Origin of the sequence: Rhodopila sp. (genome assembly GCF_035548095.1) — a bacterium.
Lineage (GTDB): Bacteria > Pseudomonadota > Alphaproteobacteria > Acetobacterales > Acetobacteraceae > Rhodopila.
The window spans coordinates 25,862-48,842 of record NZ_DASZUV010000022.1; the positions used below are offsets into that span (position 1 = coordinate 25,862).

Annotated in this window: 21 protein-coding genes; 12 read left to right on the top strand and 9 right to left on the bottom strand. The window is 68.6% G+C overall.

Going from position 1 to position 22,981, the window contains the following annotated elements; all coding sequences use genetic code 11:
- Window positions 1-173 precede the first annotated feature (173 nt).
- Window positions 174-1,415, bottom strand: coding sequence for a polyhydroxyalkanoate depolymerase (locus VHC04_RS16820; protein ID WP_325683374.1), 1,242 nt, complete (start codon window positions 1,413-1,415; stop codon window positions 174-176).
- Between the two features lie 124 nt (window positions 1,416-1,539).
- Here VHC04_RS16820 and VHC04_RS16825 point away from each other — a divergent pair, with 124 nt between their 5' ends.
- Window positions 1,540-2,196: a glutathione S-transferase family protein gene (locus VHC04_RS16825; RefSeq protein ID WP_325683376.1), complete on the top strand. Its 657-nt coding sequence runs from the start codon at window positions 1,540-1,542 to the stop codon at window positions 2,194-2,196.
- Between the two features lie 166 nt (window positions 2,197-2,362).
- Here VHC04_RS16825 and VHC04_RS16830 read toward each other — a convergent pair whose 3' ends face one another.
- The 4 genes from VHC04_RS16830 to purM form a co-directional block, all read right to left on the bottom strand.
- The gene (locus tag VHC04_RS16830) at window positions 2,363-4,099 is read right to left on the bottom strand and encodes a chloride channel protein (RefSeq protein WP_325683378.1); all 1,737 of its coding nucleotides are present in this window, start codon (window positions 4,097-4,099) and stop codon (window positions 2,363-2,365) included.
- A 591-nt stretch (window positions 4,100-4,690) separates the two neighbouring features.
- Window positions 4,691-4,849, bottom strand: coding sequence for a hypothetical protein (locus VHC04_RS16835; RefSeq protein ID WP_325683380.1), 159 nt, complete (start codon window positions 4,847-4,849; stop codon window positions 4,691-4,693).
- 48 nt (window positions 4,850-4,897) lie between these two features.
- Complete coding sequence (gene purN / locus VHC04_RS16840; protein ID WP_325683382.1) at window positions 4,898-5,536, bottom strand: phosphoribosylglycinamide formyltransferase; 639 nt, start codon at window positions 5,534-5,536, stop codon at window positions 4,898-4,900.
- Window positions 5,533-6,603 (bottom strand): phosphoribosylformylglycinamidine cyclo-ligase, encoded by a 1,071-nt coding sequence (gene purM / locus VHC04_RS16845; RefSeq protein ID WP_325683384.1) that lies wholly within the window; start codon window positions 6,601-6,603, stop codon window positions 5,533-5,535. Before purM ends, purN begins: the two co-directional genes overlap by 4 nt.
- Window positions 6,604-6,916: 313 nt before the next feature.
- Between purM and VHC04_RS16850 the strand changes: the two genes are divergently transcribed.
- The 8 genes from VHC04_RS16850 (at window position 6,917) to pal (ending at window position 16,443) form a co-directional block, all read left to right on the top strand.
- Window positions 6,917-7,510 (top strand): CDP-alcohol phosphatidyltransferase family protein, encoded by a 594-nt coding sequence (locus VHC04_RS16850; protein ID WP_325683386.1) that lies wholly within the window; start codon window positions 6,917-6,919, stop codon window positions 7,508-7,510.
- 286 nt (window positions 7,511-7,796) lie between these two features.
- The gene (locus tag VHC04_RS16855; protein ID WP_325683388.1) at window positions 7,797-8,873 is read left to right on the top strand and encodes an AI-2E family transporter; all 1,077 of its coding nucleotides are present in this window, start codon (window positions 7,797-7,799) and stop codon (window positions 8,871-8,873) included.
- A 41-nt stretch (window positions 8,874-8,914) separates the two neighbouring features.
- The gene (locus VHC04_RS16860; protein WP_325683390.1) at window positions 8,915-9,742 is read left to right on the top strand and encodes an HdaA/DnaA family protein; all 828 of its coding nucleotides are present in this window, start codon (window positions 8,915-8,917) and stop codon (window positions 9,740-9,742) included.
- A gap of 167 nt (window positions 9,743-9,909) precedes the next feature.
- The gene (locus VHC04_RS16865) at window positions 9,910-12,156 is read left to right on the top strand and encodes an RNA degradosome polyphosphate kinase (protein WP_325683491.1); all 2,247 of its coding nucleotides are present in this window, start codon (window positions 9,910-9,912) and stop codon (window positions 12,154-12,156) included.
- 3 nt (window positions 12,157-12,159) lie between these two features.
- Window positions 12,160-13,677: a Ppx/GppA family phosphatase gene (locus tag VHC04_RS16870; RefSeq protein ID WP_325683393.1), complete on the top strand. Its 1,518-nt coding sequence runs from the start codon at window positions 12,160-12,162 to the stop codon at window positions 13,675-13,677.
- Window positions 13,674-14,120 (top strand): GNAT family N-acetyltransferase, encoded by a 447-nt coding sequence (locus VHC04_RS16875; protein ID WP_325683395.1) that lies wholly within the window; start codon window positions 13,674-13,676, stop codon window positions 14,118-14,120. The genes VHC04_RS16870 and VHC04_RS16875 overlap by 4 nt, the downstream gene beginning before the upstream one ends.
- A 440-nt stretch (window positions 14,121-14,560) precedes the next feature.
- Window positions 14,561-15,475, top strand: coding sequence for an N-formylglutamate amidohydrolase (locus VHC04_RS16880; RefSeq protein ID WP_325683397.1), 915 nt, complete (start codon window positions 14,561-14,563; stop codon window positions 15,473-15,475).
- 443 nt (window positions 15,476-15,918) lie between these two features.
- Window positions 15,919-16,443, top strand: coding sequence for a peptidoglycan-associated lipoprotein Pal (pal, locus tag VHC04_RS16885; protein ID WP_325683398.1), 525 nt, complete (start codon window positions 15,919-15,921; stop codon window positions 16,441-16,443).
- Between the two features lie 143 nt (window positions 16,444-16,586).
- On the opposite strand, the gene VHC04_RS16890 is transcribed toward pal, so the two are convergent.
- Entirely contained in the window at window positions 16,587-16,997 is a 411-nt protein-coding gene (locus tag VHC04_RS16890) for a carboxymuconolactone decarboxylase family protein (RefSeq protein WP_325683400.1), read from the bottom strand.
- Between the two features lie 154 nt (window positions 16,998-17,151).
- Window positions 17,152-17,904 carry an SDR family NAD(P)-dependent oxidoreductase gene (locus tag VHC04_RS16895; RefSeq protein WP_325683402.1) on the bottom strand — a complete coding sequence of 251 codons (753 nt, stop codon included), beginning with the start codon at window positions 17,902-17,904 and terminating at the stop codon, window positions 17,152-17,154.
- 108 nt (window positions 17,905-18,012) lie between these two features.
- Here VHC04_RS16895 and VHC04_RS16900 point away from each other — a divergent pair, with 108 nt between their 5' ends.
- Window positions 18,013-19,206 (top strand): LLM class flavin-dependent oxidoreductase, encoded by a 1,194-nt coding sequence (locus VHC04_RS16900; protein ID WP_325683404.1) that lies wholly within the window; start codon window positions 18,013-18,015, stop codon window positions 19,204-19,206.
- A 190-nt stretch (window positions 19,207-19,396) separates the two neighbouring features.
- Entirely contained in the window at window positions 19,397-20,479 is a 1,083-nt protein-coding gene (locus VHC04_RS16905) for an ImmA/IrrE family metallo-endopeptidase (RefSeq protein WP_325683406.1), read from the top strand.
- A 70-nt stretch (window positions 20,480-20,549) separates the two neighbouring features.
- Here the strand turns inward: VHC04_RS16905 and VHC04_RS16910 are convergent, their stop codons facing one another.
- A complete protein-coding gene (locus VHC04_RS16910) occupies window positions 20,550-20,828 on the bottom strand; it encodes a glycine zipper domain-containing protein (RefSeq protein ID WP_325683408.1) in 279 nt (92 codons plus the stop codon).
- Between the two features lie 101 nt (window positions 20,829-20,929).
- Window positions 20,930-22,240: an aspartate aminotransferase family protein gene (locus VHC04_RS16915; RefSeq protein WP_325683410.1), complete on the bottom strand. Its 1,311-nt coding sequence runs from the start codon at window positions 22,238-22,240 to the stop codon at window positions 20,930-20,932.
- 173 nt (window positions 22,241-22,413) lie between these two features.
- Here VHC04_RS16915 and VHC04_RS16920 point away from each other — a divergent pair, with 173 nt between their 5' ends.
- Window positions 22,414-22,929 (top strand): adenine phosphoribosyltransferase, encoded by a 516-nt coding sequence (locus VHC04_RS16920; protein ID WP_325683412.1) that lies wholly within the window; start codon window positions 22,414-22,416, stop codon window positions 22,927-22,929.
- Window positions 22,930-22,981: the final 52 nt, after the last annotated feature.

Below are 22,981 nucleotides of genomic sequence, written 5' to 3' on the forward strand. Positions count from 1 at the left end.
CGCATTCTTGTCGATGACAGCGTATGGGACCGGGCGATGCGTGTAAATGACCGCCCCGACCGGGCGCCCCCCGACCGGGCGCCCCCCGACGGAGCGCCCCACCAAGGATCGCTCCCATGGATCGCTTCCAGTGGAAAGCGGGGAGGGAGCGCAGCGGCGGACCGCCGGACGGACTACCGCGTCTGCGGCGGGGTTTGCAGGTTGGTGACCTCGATCATCGCGCGCACTCGCGGATAGACCTCGCGCGCCCAGCGGGAGCCGCTGAAGACGCCGTAATGGCCGACGCCGGATTGCAGGTGGTGGCGCTTCTGGCTGATCCGCACGCCGCTGCACAGATCCAGCGCTGCCATGGTCTGGCCGATGGCACAGATATCGTCGCGCTCCCCCTCGACCGTCAGCAGGGCGGTGCGGCGGATCGCCTGCGGCCGCACCGGCTGGCCGTGCCAGGTCAGCCTGCCCAGCGGCAGGTCGTGGTCCTGGAACACGCGCTGGACGGTCTCCAGGTAGAATTCCGCCGGCAGGTCCATCACCGCGTTGTACTCGTCGTAGAACCGCCGGTGATTTGCCGCCGCCACGACATCCCCGCTGGCCAGCGCCCGGAACTGCCCCAGATGCGCGTTGATGTGGCGGTCCAGGTTCATCGACATGAACGCGGTCAGCTGCACGAAGCCGGGATAGACCCGGCGGAACGCGCCGGGATAGCGCCAGGGCACCTTGCCGATCAGGTTCTTCTCGAACCATTCGATCGAGTGCGACTTGGCCAGGTGGTTCACCTTGGTCGGGTTCTGCCGGGTATCGATCGGCCCGGCCATCAGCGTGAGGCTGCGAGGCTGGGCGCGATGTCCGGTCTCGGCCATCACCGCCGCCGCGGCCAGCGCGGCGACGCAGGGCTGGCAGACCGCCACCATGTGACCGCCCTCGCCGATCGCCTCCATGAACGTGATGAGGTGGTCGACATAGGAGTCGAAGCCGAACGAACCCTCCGACAGCGGCACGTCGCGGGCGTTCTTCCAATCGGTGATGTAGACGTCATGGTCGGGCAGCATCACCAGCACGGTGCCGCGCAGCAGGGTGGCGAAATGTCCCGACATCGGCGCGATGACCAGCACCCGGGGCTGGATGGCGTTGGAATCCTTCTTGAACCGCAGCAGGGTGCCGAACGGGGTGTCGAGGACCGGTTCCTCGGTCACGGCGACGGTCTTGTTGCCCATCGTCGTCGTCGGGATGTTGTAGGAGGGGCGGTGATGCGTGAGTTCCAGGCCCGCGAAGACGTCGCAGGCGGCGCCGAGCTGGCGGACCAGGCGGGGCGTATAGTCGCCCATGTCCATCGCCCTGGCCATGCTGGCGCCGAACCTGGCCATCTGGCGCGCGGGAAACAGCAGGTCGGCCTGCGCCTGGTAGAGTTGGTAGAGCATCGCCCGCTGCGTCAGCCAAGTCCGATCATCCGGCTCACTTACAGCAATCACAAGACCTCGTCAGCACCGCAAAGCTCCTGCTATATTGCGACGCAGCATGCCAGCGGGATCGAGGATTGTCACTATGGCCGACGCGACGTTGCTGATCAGCAGCAAAAATTACTCATCCTGGTCGCTGCGTGGCTATCTGTTGACCCGCATGGCCGGTTTGCCGTTCGAGGAAAAGGTTGTCGACCCGGACGATCCGGTCAACCGGAAGGAGCTGCTGATGCAGTCTTCCTCCATCCGCATCCCGGCGCTGATGCACAACGACGTCATGATCTGGGACACGCTGGCGATCGCGGAATACCTCAACGAAATGTTCCCCGACGCCCACATGCTTCCCGAAGACCGGCTCGCTCGGGCGCGCTGCCGCTCGATCTCGGGGGAGATGCACTCGGGCTTCGCCGCGCTGCGGGAAGCCTGCCCGATGAACCTGCGGCTGTTCCGTCCGAACTTCGCCGTATGGTCGGCCGTGCAGGCGGATATCGAGCGGATCACCGAGATCTGGACCGAGTGCCTGACATATTGGAAGGGGCCATGGCTGTTCGGCCAGCGGCCGTCGATCGCCGACGCCATGTATGCGCCGGTGGTGACGCGGTTCCGCAGCTACGACGTCAAGGTGGACAGACTGTGTGAACGCTACTGCCACCACATCATGGGCTGGGCCGAGATGCGGCAGTGGATCACCGCCGCGCAGAAGGAGCCGGAACAGATCGACGAGCTCGACATCGAGTTCTGAGCGCGGGCGGGGCGGATTTGCGCGCAATGCGCGCCGCCTGTTCCCCGGTCACATTTTCCCCCCGGCCATATCTTCCCCCGGCCACTTCTTCCCCTGGCCATATCTTCCCCTGGCCATATCTTCCCCCGGCCATATCTTCCCCCGGGTGATGGCTTCCCCTGGCCGCCTATTCCCCTGACAGCTCCCGCCGCCGCCGGTCCAGCTCCTCGCTGTAGCGGCGCAGCGCGTATTGTTCGGTCAACAGACCGATCACGTGCCGGTCCTTGGCGTTGTCCACCACCACCAGCGCGTCGCTCTCGGCATTCTCGAACATCGCCACCGCTTCCTTGATCGTCATCTGCGGCAGCAGCACGGTATCGGCGTAATGCACGATGTCCCGCGCCCTGTGGCCGTCATCGCCATCGGCGTGCGCCTCGGCCAGCAGCACGATGCCGGCGTAGCGGTCGTCCTCGTCCAGCGCGATCACGCGCTGTGTCGCGCCCAGCGGGAAGTCGCGCCGGAACGCCGGCAGCGGCGTGTCGGCACGCACGGTACGCATGTCCCGCCGCATCATCCGGCCAACCGTCAAGGTGCGCATCCAGCCGATATCGACGGCGCTGCGGATCGCCTCGCCGCGCAGGTGGAACCGCCAGGTGGCGAAGGAGTAGCCGAAGGTCCGCCGCACGGTCACCGACGACACCACGCAGGCGGCCAGCACCGCCACCGTCATCGGCAGGCTGCCGGTCGCCTCCAGCGCCAGGAACCCCATCGTCAGCGGGCCGCCGATGATCGCCACGGCCAGGCCGCTCATGCCCACCATCGCGCACACGGCCGGCGAGATCACATGGCTGGTGCCCAGCAGCGCCAGGGCGCCGGCGAAGGTCTTGCCCAGCAGGACGCCCAGGAAGAGCGACGCGAAGAACAGGCCGCCGCGGAACCCCGACCCGATGGAGATGGCGGAGCCGAGGGCCTTCAGCACGACCAGCAGCGCTAGCCAGCGCAGCGGCATGAAGTTGGAGAAGTACAGGCTCAGCGCGCCGTGGCCGGATGACAGGACCGCCGGCGTCAGCAGCGCCATGCAGCCGACGGCGGCGCCGCCGATCATCGGCCGCAGCCATCCGGGAACCTTGCTGCGGCGGAACAGGTCCTCGGTGATCGTCACCCCGCGCATGATCGACACGCCCAGCAGCGCGCACAGCATGCCCAGCGCCAGGATCGGGATGTAGTCGATCGGCTCGATCGAGTTGGGCACATAGGCGACCAGGTCGAAGATGTTGCCGCCCAGCGCCCGCACCACCGCCTGCGACACCAGCGCCGCGACCGCGACGGGGGCGAAGGTGCCCAGCGTGTAGGTGCCGATCACCAGCTCGAACGCATAGAAGGCGCCGGTCAGCGGGGCGTTGAATGCGCCGGAGATCGCCGCCGCGGCACCGCAGCCCACCAGCAGCCGCAGGTCCGACCGCCGCACCCGGAACGCCTGTCCCACGCGCGACGCGATGGCGGACCCGATCTGGGTGTAGCCGGCTTCCAGCCCGATCGAGGCGCCGAAGCCGTTGGACATGATGGTCTGCAGCACGACGATCAGGCTGCCGTTCATCGACATGCGGCCGCCGAACAGCGCGTTCGCCTCGATCGGGTCGACCGAGCGGCGCGGATGCAGCCGCGCCAGGCCCAGCGAGACGACGCCCAGCAGCAGACCGCCCAGGGTGGGGACCAGGACGGTGCGCAACGGCTCCACATAGTCCATGGCGCTCAGGCGCTGTTCGGGGGAGATGCCGAACAGCGTCTGGTGGAACAATTGCGCCGCGTTGGTCATCAGATAGACGGCGACGCCGGTGCCGCAGCCCAGGAAGGCCGCCAGGACCACCAGCCAGATCTCGTCGGCGCGCACCATGGCGCGCAGAACCTGCGGTGCGTGCAGCACGGCCGACCCGATCGGCCGCCGCGGGCGCCGCGCGGATCGTTTCGGTAAATCAGCAAACTCCGGATCGGCCGCAGCTCTCCCGTCGAGGCGGACGCTCGGAGCGTCCGCTGACACGGTATCGCCGGGCAGATTCGACATTCGAGACGTCCAGCGCGGGAAATGCAGAAGCCTGCTTTTGGGGCACAAGCCCGCGCGGAAGCAACAGGTCTCGCGCCGGGGGCGGGAGAAATTACGGTAAAATCATCGCCGCCGCCGGATCAGGCGGCGCCGACCCCCGATTCCGCCCCGGCATGGCCAGGATGACGCGGCCCGGCACCAGGGCGGCCAGGACCAGGGCGGCCAGGATCAGAGGGCCAGGATCACAACACCAGCGGGGGCGGGATGGCACGGGTCCATCGCCCCCGCCCCCGCCCTCGCCCGCGCCGGAGCAATGCGGCGGAAGCCGGCCAGCCGGTCCGTCCCGCGAACCGGATGCCAGCAACGGTGTGCGAGCACCCGTATGGCGGGAGCCGTCCGTCGTGCCTGGCGGGGGACAGCCGCTGGCCGCGGCACCGCCGCGCCGCCTGGCGGCCGGTTACACCGGCGTGATGGTCACAGCAGGAAAAACGCCATCAGCACCAGGATCACCACCACGCCGACCACGCTCCAGCGGGTCGCGGCGGTGAAGGCGCTCCACATCCGGAAGCGCTCTTCCGTCAATGCCTCCAGGCTGGCGCTGCCGTCGGCGGTTGGGGTGATGTGGTCGGCCATCGTGTTTCCCGCTTGGAAGAATGGTGAAATTGGAACGACTGCGCCGGTTTATGGCACGGCTGCCGGCCAGGGCAAGGGGTTCGCCAGCACCGCGGCGGCATCGGGCCGCGCGGCGGCCGCCCCGCACAGCGCGGCCAGTGCGGCGGGATACAGGCGATGCTCCTGCCGCAGCACGCGGGCGGCCAGCGCGTCCTCGGTATCGCCCGGCAGCACCGGCACGGCGGCCTGCGCCAGGATCGGCCCCTCATCCATGCCCTGCGTCACCAGGTGCACGGTGCAGCCATGCACGGCCACGCCCGCTTCCAGCGCCCGGGCATGGGTATGGAGCCCGGGGAAGGCGGGCAGCAGGCTGGGATGGATGTTCAGCATCCGCCCGGCCCAGGCCTCCACCAGGAACGGCGTCAGCAGCCTCATGTAGCCGGCCAGGCAGACGATCTCCACGCCGGCATCGCATAGCCGGGAGTGCAGCGCGGCCTCGTGTGCCGCGCGGTCCTTGCCGAACGGCTGGTGCGCCACGGCCTCGGCCCGCAAGCCGGCACGCCGAGCGGTCTCCAGCCCGGCGGCGTCGGGACGGTTGGACAGCACCAGGGCGATCGTCGCCGGATAGCCGGGCGCGGCGGCGGCGGCGACCAGCGCGTCCATGTTGGAGCCGCGGCCGCTGATCAGGATGCCGACGCGCTTCCTCATGCCAGCAGGGCCCCGGCGCCGGCGATGGTCACCCCGGGGCTGCCATCCGCCGCCTCGATCGTGCCGATCCGGCTGACGCTTTCGCCGTGACGGGTCAGGATGCCGATCGCCGCGTCGGCATCGCCGACCACCAGCGCCATGCCGACGCCGCAGTTGAACACGCGCAGCATCTCCTCCGCCGCGACACCGCCGGTGCGGGCCAGCCAGCGGAACACCGGCGGCACCGGCCAATCCGCGGTCAGCGCCGCGCGGGTTCCCTGTGGCAGCACGCGGGGCAGGTTGCCTGGCAGGCCGCCGCCGGTGATATGCGCCGCCGCCTTCAGCAGCCCGGCGCGGTGCAGCGCCAGCAGCGCCTTCACGTAGATCCGGGTCGGCGTCATCAGCGCATCGGCCAGGCTGGCGCCCGGCGCGAACGGGCAGGGCGCGCCCCAGTCCAGGCGGCTGGCCTCGACGATGCGCCGGACCAGGGAGAAGCCGTTGGAATGCACGCCGGCGCTGCCCAGGCCCAGGATCACGTCGCCGGGAGCGACGTCGCGCGGCAGCAGCATGCCGCGTTCCGCCGCGCCGACCGCGAAGCCGGCCAGGTCATAGTCGCCAGCGGCGTACAGGCCCGGCATCTCGGCGGTTTCGCCGCCGACCAGGGCGCAGCCGGCTTCGTGGCAGCCGCTGGCGATGCCGGCGACGACCCGCCGCGCCTGCGGGACGCTGAGCCGGCCGGTGGCGAAATAGTCCAGGAAGAACAGAGGTTCGGCGCCCTGCACCACCAGGTCGTTGACGCACATCGCCACCAGGTCGATGCCGACCGTGTCATGCAGGCCGGTGTCGATGGCGATTTTCAGCTTGGTGCCGACGCCGTCGGTGGTGGACACCAGCACCGGATCGCTGAAGCCGGCGGCTTTCAGGTCGAACAGGGCGCCGAAGCCGCCCAACCCGCCGATCACGCCGCTGCGGCCGGTGGCGCGGGCCAGTGGCTTGATCGCTTCGACCAGGGCGTCGCCGGCTTCGATGTCGACGCCGGCCGCGCGATAGTCCAGCCCGTTCTGCCCGGGCTGGTCGACTCCTGTCATGGTGGCTCTCTCCTCCGGGTGGCTGTTTCCCGGTCGCGCCGGCATAGCGCGCGACATCGGTCGATGCCATGTGGCCGATACCATGGGCCGGCATGCGGGGGCGATACCCGGATTTCGCGGCGGATGGGCCGGCGACGCGGCCGGGTGTGATGCCGGGGTATGATGCCCCGGGTGTGATGCAAAGCGCGGCCGGCCGCATCATATCCGGAAGATGACCAGGGGAGCCGGTGCGCCGGGCTGGGCCGACAGGGGCGGCGGGCTGACGAGCGGCCGGCCGCTGCAACACGATTCGCGGGATGAGGGAGATCGGCAGATGCCCGATGACGGCCGGGAGATCGCCGCCAGCACCGGGACCAGCCTGGTCAACCCGGCCAACGTGGTGACGTTCGCGCGGCTGTGCGCGGTGCCGCTGGCGGTATGGCTGGTGGTCTCGCACCAGGTGGCCTGGGCGTTCTGGCTGTTCGTCGCCGCCGGCCTGTCGGATGCGCTGGATGGCTGGCTGGCCCGCCGGTTCGGCGGCAATACGCTCGGCGCGGCGCTGGACCCGGCGGCGGACAAGGCGCTGCTGGTCAGCATGTACGTCACGCTGGGCTGGGTCGGCGTGCTGCCGGACTGGCTGGCGATCCTGGTGGTGTTCCGCGACGTGCTGATCGTCGGCGGCATCGTCACCCTGTCGGTGCTCGGCCAGACGGTCGCGATCCGGCCGCTGCGCATCTCCAAGCTGAATACGCTGCTGCAGATCGTGCTGATCGGCGTGGCGCTGCTGGAGAGCGGCCTGGGAATCGGCCTTCCCGGCCTGACATTGCTTCTGATATGGGTGGTGGCGCTGACGACGCTGGCCTCGGGGGCCGCGTATGTCTGGAACGTTTCCCGCGGAGAGGCCGGTGACGCCAGCGGACCAGGATAGCAGCCCCGCGCCGCCGCCCGCCGGCGACGTGTATACGTCCGCATCAACGACGGCATCCATTGGCGCATCTATTGGCGCATCCACGCTGGCGCCCAGCGGGGCATCCACGACGGCGCCCGCTGGGGCATCCCCCGCTGGGGCATCCACTGACGCATCTACCGGTGCATCCACGGCCGGTGCATCCACGGCGCCGGCGGCGGCTGGGACGCCAGGAGCTTCCACCCCGGGAGCTCCCATCCCAGCGACTCCCATCCCGGGGGCTCCCATCCCGGGGGCTCCTGCCGGGGTGCCGCACGCGACGCGGTGGCAGCGCCTGGCGCTGATCGGCGGGCTGCTGATCGCGTTGTGGCTGGCGCTGCAGTTGTTCGGGTCGGTGCTGGCGCCGTTCGTGGCCGCCGGGGTGCTGGCCTACGCGCTGGACCCCGCCGCCACGGCGCTGAACCGCATGGGCCTGTCGCGCGGGCTGGCGGCGTTGCTGATGATCTTCGCCGTCCTCGCCGGTGTGCTGCTGTTCGCGCTGCTGCTGTACCCGCTGTTGATCGTGCAGGTCGGGCTGCTGGTGAACCGCATTCCGCAATATGCCGGCCTGCTGCAAGGCTGGGCCAAGCATGTGCTGACCAACCTGCAGGACCAGTTCGGGCCGGAGGTCGTCAACGACAAGCTGCGCGATCTGGTCGCCGGCCAGGCCGGCTCGATGCTGAGCATCCTGCTGTCCACCGTCACCAGCCTGATCGGCAGCGGCTTCGCCATTTTCAACCTGCTGTCGCTGGCGGTGGTCACCCCGGTGGCCGGATTCTACCTCCTGCGCGACTGGCCCACCGTGGTGCGGATGATCGATTCCTGGCTGCCCTATCGGTATCGCGGCGTGATCCGAGCGCAGGTGCGGGAGGTGGACCGGGTGCTGTCGGCCTGGGTGCGCGGGCAGGCGCTGTGCTGCCTGATCCTGGCCCTGTACTATGCCACCGCGCTGTCACTGGCCGGCCTGGACCTGGGGCTAATCGTCGGGTTGATGGCGGGCGTGCTGTCCTTCATCCCGTATGTCGGCACCATCGTCGGCGGCGTCACCGCGATCGGGCTGGCCATGGCGCAGTCCCCGCATTGGAGCGGGGTGATCGTGGTCGTCGGCATCCTGATCGTCGGCCAGACCCTGGAGGGCTATGTGATCTATCCCCGGTTCCTCGGCGATCGGGTCGAGCTGCCGGCGGTCTGGGTGATTTTCGCCCTGTTTGCCGGCGGCGCCGCCTTCGGCTTCGTCGGCGTCATGCTGGCGGTGCCGATCGCCGCCACCCTGGGGGTGCTGGCGCGTTTCTGGTTGCGCCGCTACCTGTCCAGCCCGCTGTACCTCGATCCGCCGGCCTCGTGACATGTGGTTCCTGACCTATTCCGTGTGATGCCCCCTGCGTGATGTCCCCTGCCCGCCAGCAACTGCCGCTGCCGTTCCCGCATCAGCCGGTCTACGACCCGCGCGACGTGCTGCCGGGCGCCTGCAACGAGGCCGCCTTGGCCTGGCTGGAGCGGACTGCGGACTGGCCCGATCGGCGGCTGGCGATCTGGGGAGGGGAAGGCTGCGGCAAGACGCATCTGCTGCGTGCCTGGGCGGCCCGTACCGGCGCGGTTCTGCTGGATGGCCGCGGCCTGGCAACCCCCGACGCGCTGCCGGACAGCGGCGCGGTGGCGATCGACGATGCCGAGATTCGGCCGTCTGATGGGGAGCCCGATGGGAAGCCTGACCGGCCCGCCGCCGAGACGACGCTGCTGCACGTGCTGAACACCGCGCGGGACCGTGGCCTGTTCCTGCTGCTGAGCGGGCGGCGAGCGCCCGCCCGCTGGACGGTGGCGCTGCCCGACCTGTCCAGCCGCCTGCGCGCCATCACGGCGGTGGAGATCCTGCCGCCCGATGACGGTTTCCTCCGCCTGCTGTTCGGCGTGCTGCTGGCCGACCGCCAGCTGGTGGTGCCGGACCCGGTGCGGGAATGGCTGCTGCGGCGGCTCCCCCGGTCGCCGGCCGCGCTGCGCGACGCGGTGGCGCGGCTGGACCGGCTGAGCCTGGCCGATGGCCGGCGCGTGACCAGGGCCCTGGCCAGCCGCCTGCTGCCCGCGCCCGCATCGGCAAGCGAGGGCACGGAAGAGGAGTCCGCCGTGGACTTGCCCCTGTCCGGCGAGTCGTGGGAGGATCGGGGCGACCCCGCGGCTGACGGGGTCGCCCCCTCCACGACGACCGGGCTTGTGTGATGTTACCTGTCAGCAGCCGGCGGAGGCTGACCCTGATGCGGCAATCCGACACACCCGAGGTCCTGGAGCCGCTGTCCTCCGGCGCCGGGATCGCGCCCGCGGCCGTCACCCCAGCCGCCGTCACTCCCACGGCCGTTACTCCAGCCGGCAGGGCCGCGCATGGCACGATGCAACGCGGCGTCGCGCCCGTTGCCAGCGTCAAGCCGGCCGGTCGAGCGGCGGAGGCGCACGCGCCGACGCGCTTCGGGCCGGACAGCCCGGACCGGTTCATCAACCGCGAACTGTCCTGGCTCGACTTCAACCAGCGCGTCCTCGACGAGGCCGAGGCGGCTCGGCATCCATTGCTGGAGCGTCTGCGTTTCGTCTCGATCAGCGCTTCCAACCTGGACGAGTTCTACTCGGTCCGCGTCGCGGCGCTGCGTGGCCAGGCGAAATCGGGCGCCACCGTCACCTCGGCCGACGGGCGTACCGCCGCCCAGCAATTGACCGAGATCGAGGTCAGGGCCGATCGGCTGCTGGCCAACCAGCAGCGCGTCTGGCGCGAGTTGCGGGCGCTGCTGAGCGATGCCGGCCTCGTGGTGTGCGGGCTCGACGGATTGTCGCCTGGCGACAAGGCGTGGCTGGACGACTGGTTCATGGAACGCGTGTTCCCGGTGGTGACACCGCTGGCGATCGATCCGGCGCACCCGTTCCCGTTCATACCGAATTTCGGCCTGGTGATGGCCCTGCTGCTGGTGCGGGAGGAAGACGGGCTGGTCATGCGCGGCCTGCTGCCGCTGCCCAGCCAGGTGGAACGCTTCATCCGTCTGCCCGGCGAGGCCGGCGCGCCGATCCGCTTCGTGCTGCTGGAAGACCTGATCGTCCTGTTCCTGGACCGGGTGTTCCCCGGCTTCCGCCTGGCCGGCCAGGGGCTGTTCCGGCTGATCCGCGATACCGACGTGGAATTCGACGAGGAGGCCGAGGACCTCGTCCGCTCCTACGAATCCGCGCTGAAGCGCCGGCGCCGCGGCGTTGCCATCCATCTGGATCTGAGCGAGACGCTGCCCACCGACCTGCGGGAGCTGGTGGTCGCGGAACTGAATGCCGAACCGGACGAGATCCACGTCGACAGCGGCCTGCTGGGTCTGGCCGACCTGAAGCACCTGATCGTCGACGACCGGCACGACCTGCAATTCCCGCCCTATACGCCGCGCTTTCCGGAACGCATCCGCGACTTCGCCGGCGACTGCTTCGCGGCGATCCGGGCGAAGGACATCATCGTCCACCACCCGTATGAGAGTTTCGACGTCGTGGTGCAGTTCCTGCGCCAGGCGGCGCAGGACCCGGCGGTGATCGCGGTGAAGCAGACGCTGTACCGCACCAGCCGCGATAGCACGATCGTCAATGCGCTGATCGAGGCCGCCGAGGCCGGCAAGTCGGTCACCGCGCTGATCGAGCTGCGCGCCCGCTTCGACGAGGAAGCCAATATCCGCATCGCCCGCCGCATGGAGGCCGCCGGCGTGCAGGTCGTCTATGGCTTTACGGAGCTGAAGACGCACGCCAAATTGTCGCTGGTGGTGCGGCGGGAGGCGGGAGCGACCCGGTCCTATGCCCATTTCGGCACCGGCAACTACCATCCGATCACCGCGCGTATCTACACCGACCTGAGCTTCTTCACCACCGACCCGGCGCTGACCCGCGATGCCGCGCGGCTGTTCAATTTCATGACCGGCTATGCGCGGCCCGACCGCATGGAGGAGCTGGGGTTCAGCCCGCTGACCACCCGCGGCCGCCTGCTGGAGCTGATCCAGCAGGAGATCGACTTTGCCCGTGCCGGCAAGCCGGCGACGATCTGGCTGAAGATGAACAGCCTGACCGACGTGGCGCTGATCGACGCGTTGTACGCCGCGTCCAATGCCGGCGTGAAGGTCATGGCGGTGGTGCGCGGCATCTGCTGCCTGCGCCCCGGCGTGCCGGGCCTGTCGGAGAATATCCGTGTCAAGTCCATCGTCGGCCGCTTTCTGGAGCATGGCCGCATCTGCGTCTTCGGCAACGGCCATGCGCTGCCGAATCGCCACGCGCTCGTGTTCATCAGCTCCGCCGACTGGATGGAACGCAACATGGACTGGCGCGTCGAAACCCTGGTGCCGATCCACAATCCGACGGTGCACGCCCAGGTACTGGACCAGATCATGGTGATCAACCTGAAGGACACGCTGCAGTCGTGGGAGCTGCACGCCGACGGTGCCTGGCACCGCGTGCCGCCGGGCCGGAAACCGGTGTCGGCGCATGACTATTTCATGACCAACCCGTCGCTGTCGGGCCGCGGTTCGGCGCTGCACGGGCCGCTCGTCGCGCCGCCCATCCCGGTCGGCATCTCGGTCGGCGGCCTGCCCGGCGCGGGCCGCAAACAGGACAGGGTCAACCAGGACTGAGACATGCCGGTTACGTCCGCCATTCCCCCGCATGAGTTGCCTCGATGCGGGGTCGTCGACCTGGGATCGAACTCCGTCCGGCTGGTCGTCTATGAGGGCCGGTCACGGAATCCGATGCCGATCTTCAATGAGAAGGCGGTGCTGCGGCTGGGCCGCGGCCTGGACGCGACCGGCCGGCTGAACGAGGAAGGCGTCGAGCAGGCGCTGACCGTGATGCACCGCTACTGCGCGGTGGCCCGCGCGATGGGCGCCGATCCGTTCGAGGTGCTGGCGACCGCGGCGGTGCGCGACGCGGTGAACGGGCGCGCATTCATCGAGATCTTGCAGCAGCGGATGCCCGAGGTGCCGATCCATATCCTGTCGGGCGCCGAGGAGGCGGCATTCTCGGCGGACGGCATGCTGTGCGGGATTCCCACGGCGGATGGCATCCTGGCCGATATCGGCGGCGGCTCATTGGAGCTGGTGCGGCTGGACCATGGCACGCGCGGGCCCGGCCACACGCTGCGGCTGGGCGTGATCCGGCTGGCCGAGCGGTCGGACGGCGACACGCTGCGGGCGCGGGTACTGGCGGAGACGGATTTGCGCACGGTGCCCTGGCTGGGCGATGCGCCGGGCAGCGACCTGTATCTGGTGGGCGGCGCATTCCGCGCGCTGGCCCGCATCCATATCGCGCAGACCGGCTATCCCCTGGCGATGGTGCATCATTACACGGTCGGGCGGGAGGAGGCGCGCGATCTGGCCGGCCTGATCTCCACCGCGCCGCGCAAGGTGCTGGAGAAGCTGCCCGCCGCCCCGCGCCGCCGCATCGACGACCTGCCCTATGCCGCCGTGGTGCTGCGCCGCCTGCTGCGCCTGGCCAATCCGCGCCGCGTCGTGTTCAGCGCCAGCGGCCTGCGTGAGGGCTGGTTCATGCGCCGCATGCCGCCGGAAATCCGCCTGCAGGATCCGTTGATGGCGGCCGCGCGCGACATGGCGGAGCATCTGGGCCGCGACATGGCGCTGCCGCTGGCGCTGCTGCGCTGGACCGCGCCGCTGTTCCCGACCGAGACGGCGGACTGGCTCCGGCTGCGGGAGGTGGCCTGCTGGATGTCGGATATCGGCAGTCGCGAGCATCCCGAATTCCGCGCGGAACAATCCTTTCTGCGGGTGCTGCGGCAGCCGGGGATCGGGCTGGACCATCATGCTCGGGCGTTTCTCGCCCTCACCATCGCGCTGCGCTACGAGGTCGATATCGACGCGCCCTTCCTGCGTCCCGCCCGGTCCCTGCTGGACGTGGCGGCCGCGGCGCGGGCGGAGGTGCTGGGGGTGGCGCTGCGCCTGGCCTATACGCTGTCGGCCGGCACGCGCGACCTGCTGGCCGGCACCCGGCTGCGCGTCGAGAACGGGCAGCTGACGCTCCTGCTGCGGGAGAACAGCGGGGTCTTCGCGGGGGAAAGCGTGATCCGCCGCCTGGGCCGACTGGCGCAGGTGATGGGGTTGGAGGCGGCCGCCAGCGCGGACATGGCGGAGGCCGCCGAATGATCCGCCAGGCGGTGCCGGCCGAGGCTGCCGCGGTGCATGCGCTGGTGCGGGCCGCCTATCAGCGCTACGTGCCGGTCATTGGCGTCGAACCCGCGCCGATGACCGACGACTACGCGGCGCGGATCGCCGCGCAGCAGGTCTGGGTGCTGGTCGAGGACGCGGCCCTGGCCGGCGTGCTGGTGCTGGAGGAGCGGGCGGACTGCTTCCTGCTGGACAACATCGCCATCGCCCCGGACCGGCAGGGGCTGGGCCACGGCCGCACGCTGCTGGATTTCGCCGAGGCGCAGGCCTGGCGGGCCGGGTGGAACGCGATCACGCTGTACACCAACGCGCGGATGACGGAGAACATCGCGATCTATCAGGCGCGCGGCTACCAGCTGCGCGACAGGCGGGTCGAGAAGGGGTTCGACCGCGTCTACATGGTGAAGCCGCTCGCCACCTGACCCGTCTGACATCCATCGGCGGCTTTGATGCCGGCCGTGCGACCGCCGACACGATGGGTGGACGGCCGCGGGTGGACTGCTGCGGGTGGACTGGCGCGCCGTCGGGTGTGTTATCGGCCGTCCCCGCCAATGATCGTCCCTGCCGGTGATCGTTCCTGCCGATGGCCGTCCCCGCCGGTCGCTTTGGCCGCCCCGCGCAAGGGTGAGCCCGCCAGCATGCGGCCAAGGCGATCCGCGCAGCGGTCCGCCGGCCCGGCGCGTGCCGGGTGAGCCCTTCCGTTGATCATAGGGTGCCGCAGGCGCCGGCCCGCCGGCCCGGCGCGCTGGTGAGCCCTCGGGCGGCTGGCACAAGCCACGGTCCTTGCGGAGGCGGATCAGAGCTGCGCGATGACCACAGTTCGGGGATGACAACCGCCGCATTCGCGCCTTTCATATGGCGAATGGACGGCCCGATCTCCCCCCAGCTTGGCGATGACGAAACCGCCGCCGCGCATGCCGGCCTGGAGGATGACGGTCCGATCACGTTGCGCGTGCCCCGGCATCCGTTTGCGCCGGTGGTGTTCACCTCCTCCCATTCCGGCCGTGCCTATTCGGCCGACTTCGTCGCCGCCGCCCGGCTTTGCCCACTGAGCCTGCGGCGGAGCGAGGACAGTTTCGTCGATGAGCTGTTCAGCGCCGCGCCGGAGCATGGGGCGCCCCTGTTATGCGCCAATTTTCCCCGCGCCTTCTGTGACGCCAACCGCGAGGCGTGGGAGCTGGATCCTGGCATGTTCGCGGACCCGCTGCCGGACTGGGTGAACTCCACCAGCCCGCGGGTCGGTGCCGGGCTGGGCACGATCGCCCGCGTCGTCGCCTCGGGGGAGCCGATCTACCGCGGCAAGCTGTCCTTCGCGGAGGCGGAAAAGCGGATCATGAGCTGCTGGCGGCCCTTTCACGACACGCTGGCGCGGCTGATCGCCGATGTGAAAGCACGGTTCGGCTATTGCTGGGTGATCGACTGCCACTCGATGCCATCCACCAGCCAGGTGCGGCGGCTGTCGGGGCGGTCGGTGGACTTCGTGCTGGGTGATCTGCACGGCACCGCCTGCGCCTCCCGCGCCACGCGCTTCGTCGAGAGCCACCTGATCGGCCAGGGCTTCGTGGTGCGGCGCAACGACCCCTATGCCGGCGGCTTCATCACCGCGCATTACGGACGGCCGTCGAATGGTGTCCATGTCCTGCAGGTGGAGATCGCGCGGTCGCTGTACATGGATGAGGTAGCGATCGCGCGGCTGCCGGATTTTCCAGCCGTGCAGGCGCGGATCAGCAGCCTGATCGACGCGCTGACGCGGGAGGCGCACGACCTGGTGGACTGACCGGTGACGGCTCGTCCGCGGGTGCCAGGCGGACCGGCGGCCGCAAGAGGACGGCCGCGACGGTGCGGTGGGAAGCGGCGGCCGCGATGGCGGCATGTCGGGGTGGCGGACAAGAATGGACAAAAAAATGGCGGTGTCCGCAGACACCGCCAAGTTTAGGGAGGAAACGTCCAAGAAAGCAGGGACAGCGGTCAATGACCGCGTCGCTGCGATGCACAAATTAGGCAATGCCGCTGTCCGATGCAAGCACTTTTTTGCACCGCAGCATTGCGTCTGCGTTGCGTCGGCGTGACCGACAGGAAATGCTTTAAAAACAGTTCACATCGCCGTTGCACCAATCCTGGTAACGGGGCTAGCAAGGCGCTCGACGAGCCCAGCGGGCCGCCCCTGACGCCGATTCGCCCGGTTTTTCGCGCGCTTGGGATTCCCCAGGAGATACAGTGATGAAGCCCTTCGCCCTTGCCTGCCTCGCCGGTGCCGCGCTTCTGGCCGCCTGTTCCTCGGACAAGGATGCTAGCAGCGCGTCGGGCTCCGGCACCGCCGGCGACCAGGCAGCCGGGTATGGGGCCGGAGCAGGCGGCGTGGGCGGTGCCGGCGGCAGCGGCGCTGCCCCCGGCAGCCAGGAGGATCTGGCCCGCTCGGCCGGCGACCGCATCTTCTTCAACACCGACCAGAGCACGCTCAATCCGCAGGCCCAGGCAACGCTGGAGAAGCAGGTGGCCTGGCTGCGGCAATATCCGCAGGTGAGCGTCTGGGTTGCCGGCAATTGTGACGAGCGCGGCACCGAGGAATACAACCTTGCCTTGGGCGAACGGCGCGCCAATGCCGACCGCGACTACCTGGTGGCGCATGGCATCGACCGGTCCCGGATCGAGACGATCAGCTATGGCAAGTCGCGCCCGATCGACCCCGCCTCCACGCCGGAAGCCTGGGCACAAAACCGCAATGCCATCACGTCCATCAAATGACGGACGGCGAGGCGGGGGCACCGGCTGTCCCGCCCGGCTTAATCCGCCCGGCTTAATCCGTGTGGCGCGACCCGCGCGGCTTGACCTGCCTGAGGCCTACCCCGCCCGTGACGAGGCGGGTGGCTTGAACCCGCCTGTCGCGCCTATCCCCCGACCAGGAACTCCGGATCGACCGGCACCTGCAGCGTGTTGACCAGATTGTTGGTCTCGGCGGCCATGCCGATGATCGCCAGCAGGTGCATGTGCTGGGCGTCCGTCATGCCCTTCTGCTTCGCCGCGGCGGTGTGCGAGTGGATGCAGTAGGTGCATCCGTTCGCGGCGGAAACGGCGATGTAGATCAGTTCGCGCGTCAGCGGGTCCAGCGCGCCGGGCCCGCCCATGACCTGCTTCAGGCTGTCCCAGGTGCGCCGCAGCGTCGGCGGGTCATTCGCCAGCGCCCGCCAGAAATTGTTGACGAACTTCGTGCCGCGCGAGGCTCTGATCTCATCGAACACGGCCTTTACGGCCGGGTCCCGCTCGACCTCCTCATCCGTCCAAAGCCGCACCGTCGCCATGTCGTCCTCTCCGCCGGTTTTGCGGCGTCCGGATCGGACCCGGACGCCTCGGCAACCCGTTACATCGCCCCGGGCCGCATCGCCAGCGGGCTACATCGCCCCCGGGGCACCGCCGGCGGGGCACATCGCCGGCGGGGCACATCGCGCCGGCGGGCTACATCGCCAGATAGCCGCCATCGACATACAGCTCGGCGCCGGTGATGTAGGATGCTTCGTCGGACGCCAGGAACAGCACCGCGTTCGCCACTTCATCGACCTCGCCGGTGCGGCCGAGCGGGACGGATTTCAGCATCTTGGCGCGGACGGCGGGATCGGCGGTGGCGCCGGAGGTGCGCATCGGCGGCATCAGGCCGGGATGCACCGAGTTGCAGCGGATACCGTCCTTGCCGAACTGCACGGCGGTGGATTTCGTCAATGTCCGGACCGCGCCCTTGGACGCGTTGTAGCCCATGTGGACCATCGACTGCCCGGCGACGCCGGAGATCGAGGACAGGTTGACGATCGACCCGCCGCCGGTGTGGCGCATCTGCTTCACCGCCGCCGCGGTGCCCAGGAACACGCCGGTGGCGTTCACGTTCATCAGGCGGCGCCACAGCTCGGCATCCAGCAGGTCATTGGTGGCGCTGCCGCTGATGCCGGCATTGTTCACCAGGATGTCCAGCCGGCCGAACTGCTTCACCGTCTCATCCACCACGCGGGCCCAGTTCGCCTCATCGGTGACGTCCAGCGTCATGAACACGGCCTTGTCCCCGGCGCTGTTGATCGACAGCGCGACGGCCTGACCCTCGGCCTCCAGCATGTCGGCGATGACGACCTTGGCCCCTTCCTTGCCGAAGCGGCGGGCGGTGGCGGCCCCCATGCCGGAGGCGGCCCCGGTGATGATGGCGACTTTGTCCTTCAGGCGCATGCTGGCATTTCCTCCTGTTGCCGTTACCGTCAGTGTGCCATCGCCCGGCAGGCTTGGCTACCGGACGGTATCCGGTCAGAATGACAGCAACATCAGGGACTATCATCCATGGCGCATCGTGGTCTGACCTTCGGCATCTTCCTGGCCCCGTTTCACCGGCAGGGGGAAAATCCCACGCTGGCGCTCGGCCGCGACATCGAGCTGATTCAGTGGCTGGATCATCTGGGCTACGACGAGGCCTGGATCGGTGAGCACCATTCCGCCGGGTGGGAGCTGATTGCGTCCCCGGAGCTGATCATCGCCGCCGCCGCCGAGAAGACCAAGCACATCCGCCTGGGTTCCGGCGTGACGTCACTGCCCTATCATCACCCCTTCCTGGTGGCGCAGCGCTGGGTGCAGCTGGACCACATGACCCGCGGGCGGGCGATGCTGGGCTGCGGGCCGGGCGCGCTGACCTCGGACGCCTACATGCTCGGGATCAAGCCGGCCTTGCAACGGCCGCGCATGCTGGAGGCGATGGACGCGATCATGGCGCTGCTGAAATGCGAGGAGCGCGTCACGATGAGGACCGACTGGTTCGAGATGAATGACGCGCGGCTTCACCTGGCGCCATACAGCGACCCGCATTTTGAGATTGCGGTGGCCAGCACGATCACGCCGTTCGGGATGATCGCCGCGGGCACGCACGGGGTGGGTGTGCTGTCGATCGGCGCCGGGCTGCCCGGCGGGCCCGAGGCCTTGGCGTCGCAGTGGAAGATTGCCGAGGATGCCGCCGCCAAGGCCGGCAAGACCGTCAGCCGCAGGAAATGGCGCGTCGTGGTGACCGCCCACATCGCCGAGGATGATGAGCAGGCGCTGCGAGAGGTGCGGGCCGGGGAGCGGAATGAAACCATCACCTATTTCGAGGAGACGCTGGGCCGTCCGCCCGGCCGCTCCGACGATCCGCTGACCGATGGCGTGAAGATGGGCACCACGCTGGTCGGCTCCCCCGAAACGGTGATCAAGGGGGTCCATCGCCTGCTGGACTACAGCCAGGGCGGCTTCGGCGGCATCCTGTTCCGCGCCCATGAATGGGCGACGCGGGAGCAGACGATGCGCAGCTACGAGCTGTTTGCCCGCTACGTGATGCCGGTGTTCCAGGGCTCGCTGGAGCTGCCGACCGCGTCGATCGCCTGGGCGCGGGAGAACCGCAAGCAGGTGTTCGGCGACACGCCGGAAGCCGTGCGCCGCGCCTTCACCGATTTCGGCGCGGCGGTGCCGGATGACTTCAAGCAGCGGACGCTGGGCGGGCGGGACGTTTAGTCCCGATCCGGGGATGACAGCACGTCAAGGCAACAATCCAAAGCGACGGATCGCGCCGGCTGATTTTCTGGATCAGGGCGCCCGCGATGCCCTGGCGGTTCAACTCGTTTATATTGGAATATATTGGAAGCGCTATTCATAAGCGCTATCCGGGGGATTATGGCTTTAATCCGCCGAGCAACCCCCGGCCGTGGAAGTCACTTTGCGACGACCGCCGGCCGGTCTTGCGGAAAGAGGCAGCATATTTGTTGCGCCAAGGCATTCTGGCTGGCATGTTCAGTTTGGCCTGATCGCAAAGCCGACTAGGGCGACCCGCGCCGCAACCTTCCGTTATATTGCTGATACCGCAACGATCATTCCGTCAAGGGAATTCGAATTTTCCGTCGATGCCTTCATTCAACAGGTTCTTGGCCAGTTGGATGCTGAAGGGTTACAGGACACTAACTTGTCACGGCTCTGGTCGGATCTTCAGGTTGAGCGCCAGGATCCGAACCTGGGACGCCGGCGTAAGCTGGAGGCACTTCTTGGCCACGATCCGTATGAGGCCGATCCCGCTGTCATTGAGCGACTGGTTATTGATGGCCGTGAGCTAGGCGAGAAGGCCGCCGAGGAATTGGCCGCAAATAGCGCGCGTGGCACGGCCGTGCCGACCTTGGATGACCTCATACAACGTGCCGATATGGCTGGCTATGCCGTGATACCGCGAGATGCGGTGCAATTAGAGACGAACCTTTTCGCCGGCTCACGTAGGGGCGAAGCGCCATGGGCGCTGGGTACCAGGGCCGCCAGGGCACTCAGGGCGCAAGAAGCATTAGGGGCCGATTCGATCTCTGATGCGCGCCTTGCTTCATTCGCCGGTGCGGAGCCGCGCATCATTCGTGATGATAGAGCCAGCCTTGATTTTGCTTTTTCCTTGGATCGCGACGAGACGGCGGGCCGTATCGCTTTACGATCCCGATGGAGGACTGGTCGCCGTTTCGAGTTGGCGCGCTTGATCGGGGATCGCTTATTCGCACCAAGCGGAGGGCGATTGCATGCCGCTACGCGCGCATATACATACCGGCAGCAGATGCAGCGCGCCTTCGCGGCAGAATTGCTAAGCCCATTCGAGGCCTTGGAGGAGTATTTGGACGGCGACTATTCAAGTGATGCGCAATTGGGCGCGGCTAGTCATTTTCATGTGTCGGAACGCACGATTCAAACGTTGCTGGTTAACCATGGTCGCCTTGAGCGCGATGGTCTGGACGAATTGAATCTCTCCGACGTCGCCTGACCGAGCGTCGCCTGACCGAGCGATGCCAACTGCGGTTGGCCGCCGGGAGCGGTTTACCCGGAGGCTTGCGCTACCGTGCCGTCGGGGTGCCCGCGATCTCGCCGTTCGGGTTGGTCCACGGCGGCTTGCCGAGGTTGACCTGGCTGGGTGTCGTTTCGGCACCGGTCACCGCCCCCGCTCCGCCGCCGACCAACGCACCGACCGCCATGCCCGGCGGGCCGGCCAGGGCGCCGATGCCGGCACCGGTTGCGGCCCCGGCCGCCGCGCCACCGCTGGTGCGCTCGGATGGTGTGTTGCCGCAGCCCGCCAGGGCAGCCAGAGCCAGGATAAAGATGATTTGGTGTTTCAAGGACGCGCCTCCCTTCGATTGGATTGGTGCGTTCCATAACGGTTGCGTCGCGGTTCGGTTGCCGCGCGGAAACCGTCATCACCAAATTGCGATTTTCTGCCTCAGACCAGCAGCGACCGCCGCCCCGCCAGGAACTCCTGCACCGCCCCCGCCAGCCGGTCGCACTCGGCATCGCCGATCGGCAGCGAAACGGTCATCATCCCGCGCCGTGCGAGCCAGATGCCGTGCGCCAACAGGTCGAAGAAGAACAGTTCCTTCAGCTTCTGGTTTGCCGCCGCCGCGTCGGCGGGGGACCGGACCGCGCCGCGGGTGAAATGCACCGCCAGCATCGACCCGATGCCGGTGAACTGCATCGGCGCGCCGGCCTGCGCGCACAATGCGTTGAGCCGGTCACGCAGGGCGTCCCCGCGGCGGTTCAGGGCCAGGGCGGCATCCGGCGTGTAGATTTCGGTCAGGCCGGCCAGCCCGGCCGACATGGTCAGCACGTTGTTGTTGAAGGTGCCGGCATGCGGCAGCGCGTCGGGGCGTCGGGGGTCGAACAGCTCCATGATCTCCGCCCGGCCGCCGAACGCGCCGAAGGACATGCCGCCGCCGATATATTTTCCCAACGTCGTCAGGTCGGGCTTTACGCCGACCACGGATTGCAGCCCGCCGGGTGCCAGGCGGGAGGTCATCACCTCATCGAAGATCAGCAGCGCGCCGATCCGCGTGGCTTCCGCCCGCAGCATGCGCAGGAAGTCACCGCTGGCCGGGATGCAGCCACCGCTGCCGATCATGGGTTCCAGGATCACCACCGCCAGCGAGTCCGCGTGGGCGGCGACCAGGGCGCGGGTCGCCTCGATGTCGTTGTAGCGCGCCAGCACATAGTCGAACGGCACGTTGATCGGGGAGCCGCCGCCGGCAAAGCCGAACACGGCGCCGTGATAGCCGCCATCGAACACCATCACCTTCGGCCGGCGCGTGAAGATGCGCGCGGTGGACAGGGCCAGCAGGTTGGCCTCGGTGCCGGAGTTGGTGAAGCGCACCCGCTCCAGCCCGAACCGCTCCGTCACCGCGCGGGCGAACCGGGCCTCGGTCATGTTGGCGGCTCCCAGGCTGATGCCGTTGTCGAGCGCCTTGTCCACGGCGGCGCGGATCACCGGATGCGAGTGGCCATACAGCCCGGCGGTGTATTCGCCCAGGAAGTCCGTATACTCGGCCCCATCGGCATCCCACATCCGGCAACCCTCGGCGCGGACCATCGCCACCGGGAAGGGCGCATAGTGCAACACCGTGCGCGTATTGCCGCCGGGCATCACCGTCGTCGCCTCGACGTAGCGGGCGAGGCTGTTGGGGTTGCGCGCGACGTACGCCTCCTTCGCCTCGGCCAGGGCGGCGTCGATATCGGCGTTGCGCAGCGCGGTGTCGCTCATGGTGTTGCTCATGGTGGGATGCGGGCTCCATCCGGTTCGTGCCGAGCAGTGTGCCCGACCGGCGCGGCGTTGCAACATCGGTTGCCGCGCTGGTCGGTTGCTGCGCTCGTCGGTTGCTGCACTCTGGGGCAAGTCCTACGGTGCGCGGCAGCAGAGCATAGGGCGACGATACCATGGACCTGAAGGACCACATCCGCGGCATTCCCGACTTCCCGAAGCCGGGAATCCTGTTTTACGACATCTCCACGCTGCTGCGGGACGCGGATGCCTGGCAGGTGGCGATGGGGCGGATGGCGCGGGCGGTGCGGCAGTATCAGCCGGACCTGATCGCGGGGGTGGAATCGCGCGGCTTCCTGATCGCGGCGCCGCTGGCGCTGAAGCTGGGCTGCGGCTTTATCATGATCCGCAAGCGCGGCAAGCTGCCGGGTGAGACGATCGGCCTGAACTATGCGCTGGAATATGGCGAGGACCGGGTGGAGGTGCAGGCCGACGCGGTGCATCCCGGCCAGCGTGTCGTGGTCGTGGACGACCTGCTGGCGACCGGCGGGACGATGCAGGCGGGGATCGAATTGCTGCGCAAGGTCGGTGCCGTGGTGCCCGCGGCCGCCGCGCTGATCGAGCTGAGCTTCCTGAAGGGGCGCCAGCGCCTGGATGTGCCATGCGACGCGCTGGTGTCCTACGATTCGTGACGGATCGGCATCCGTGACGCCGCGTGGGCGGGCAGCCCACCCGCCCGTGGCG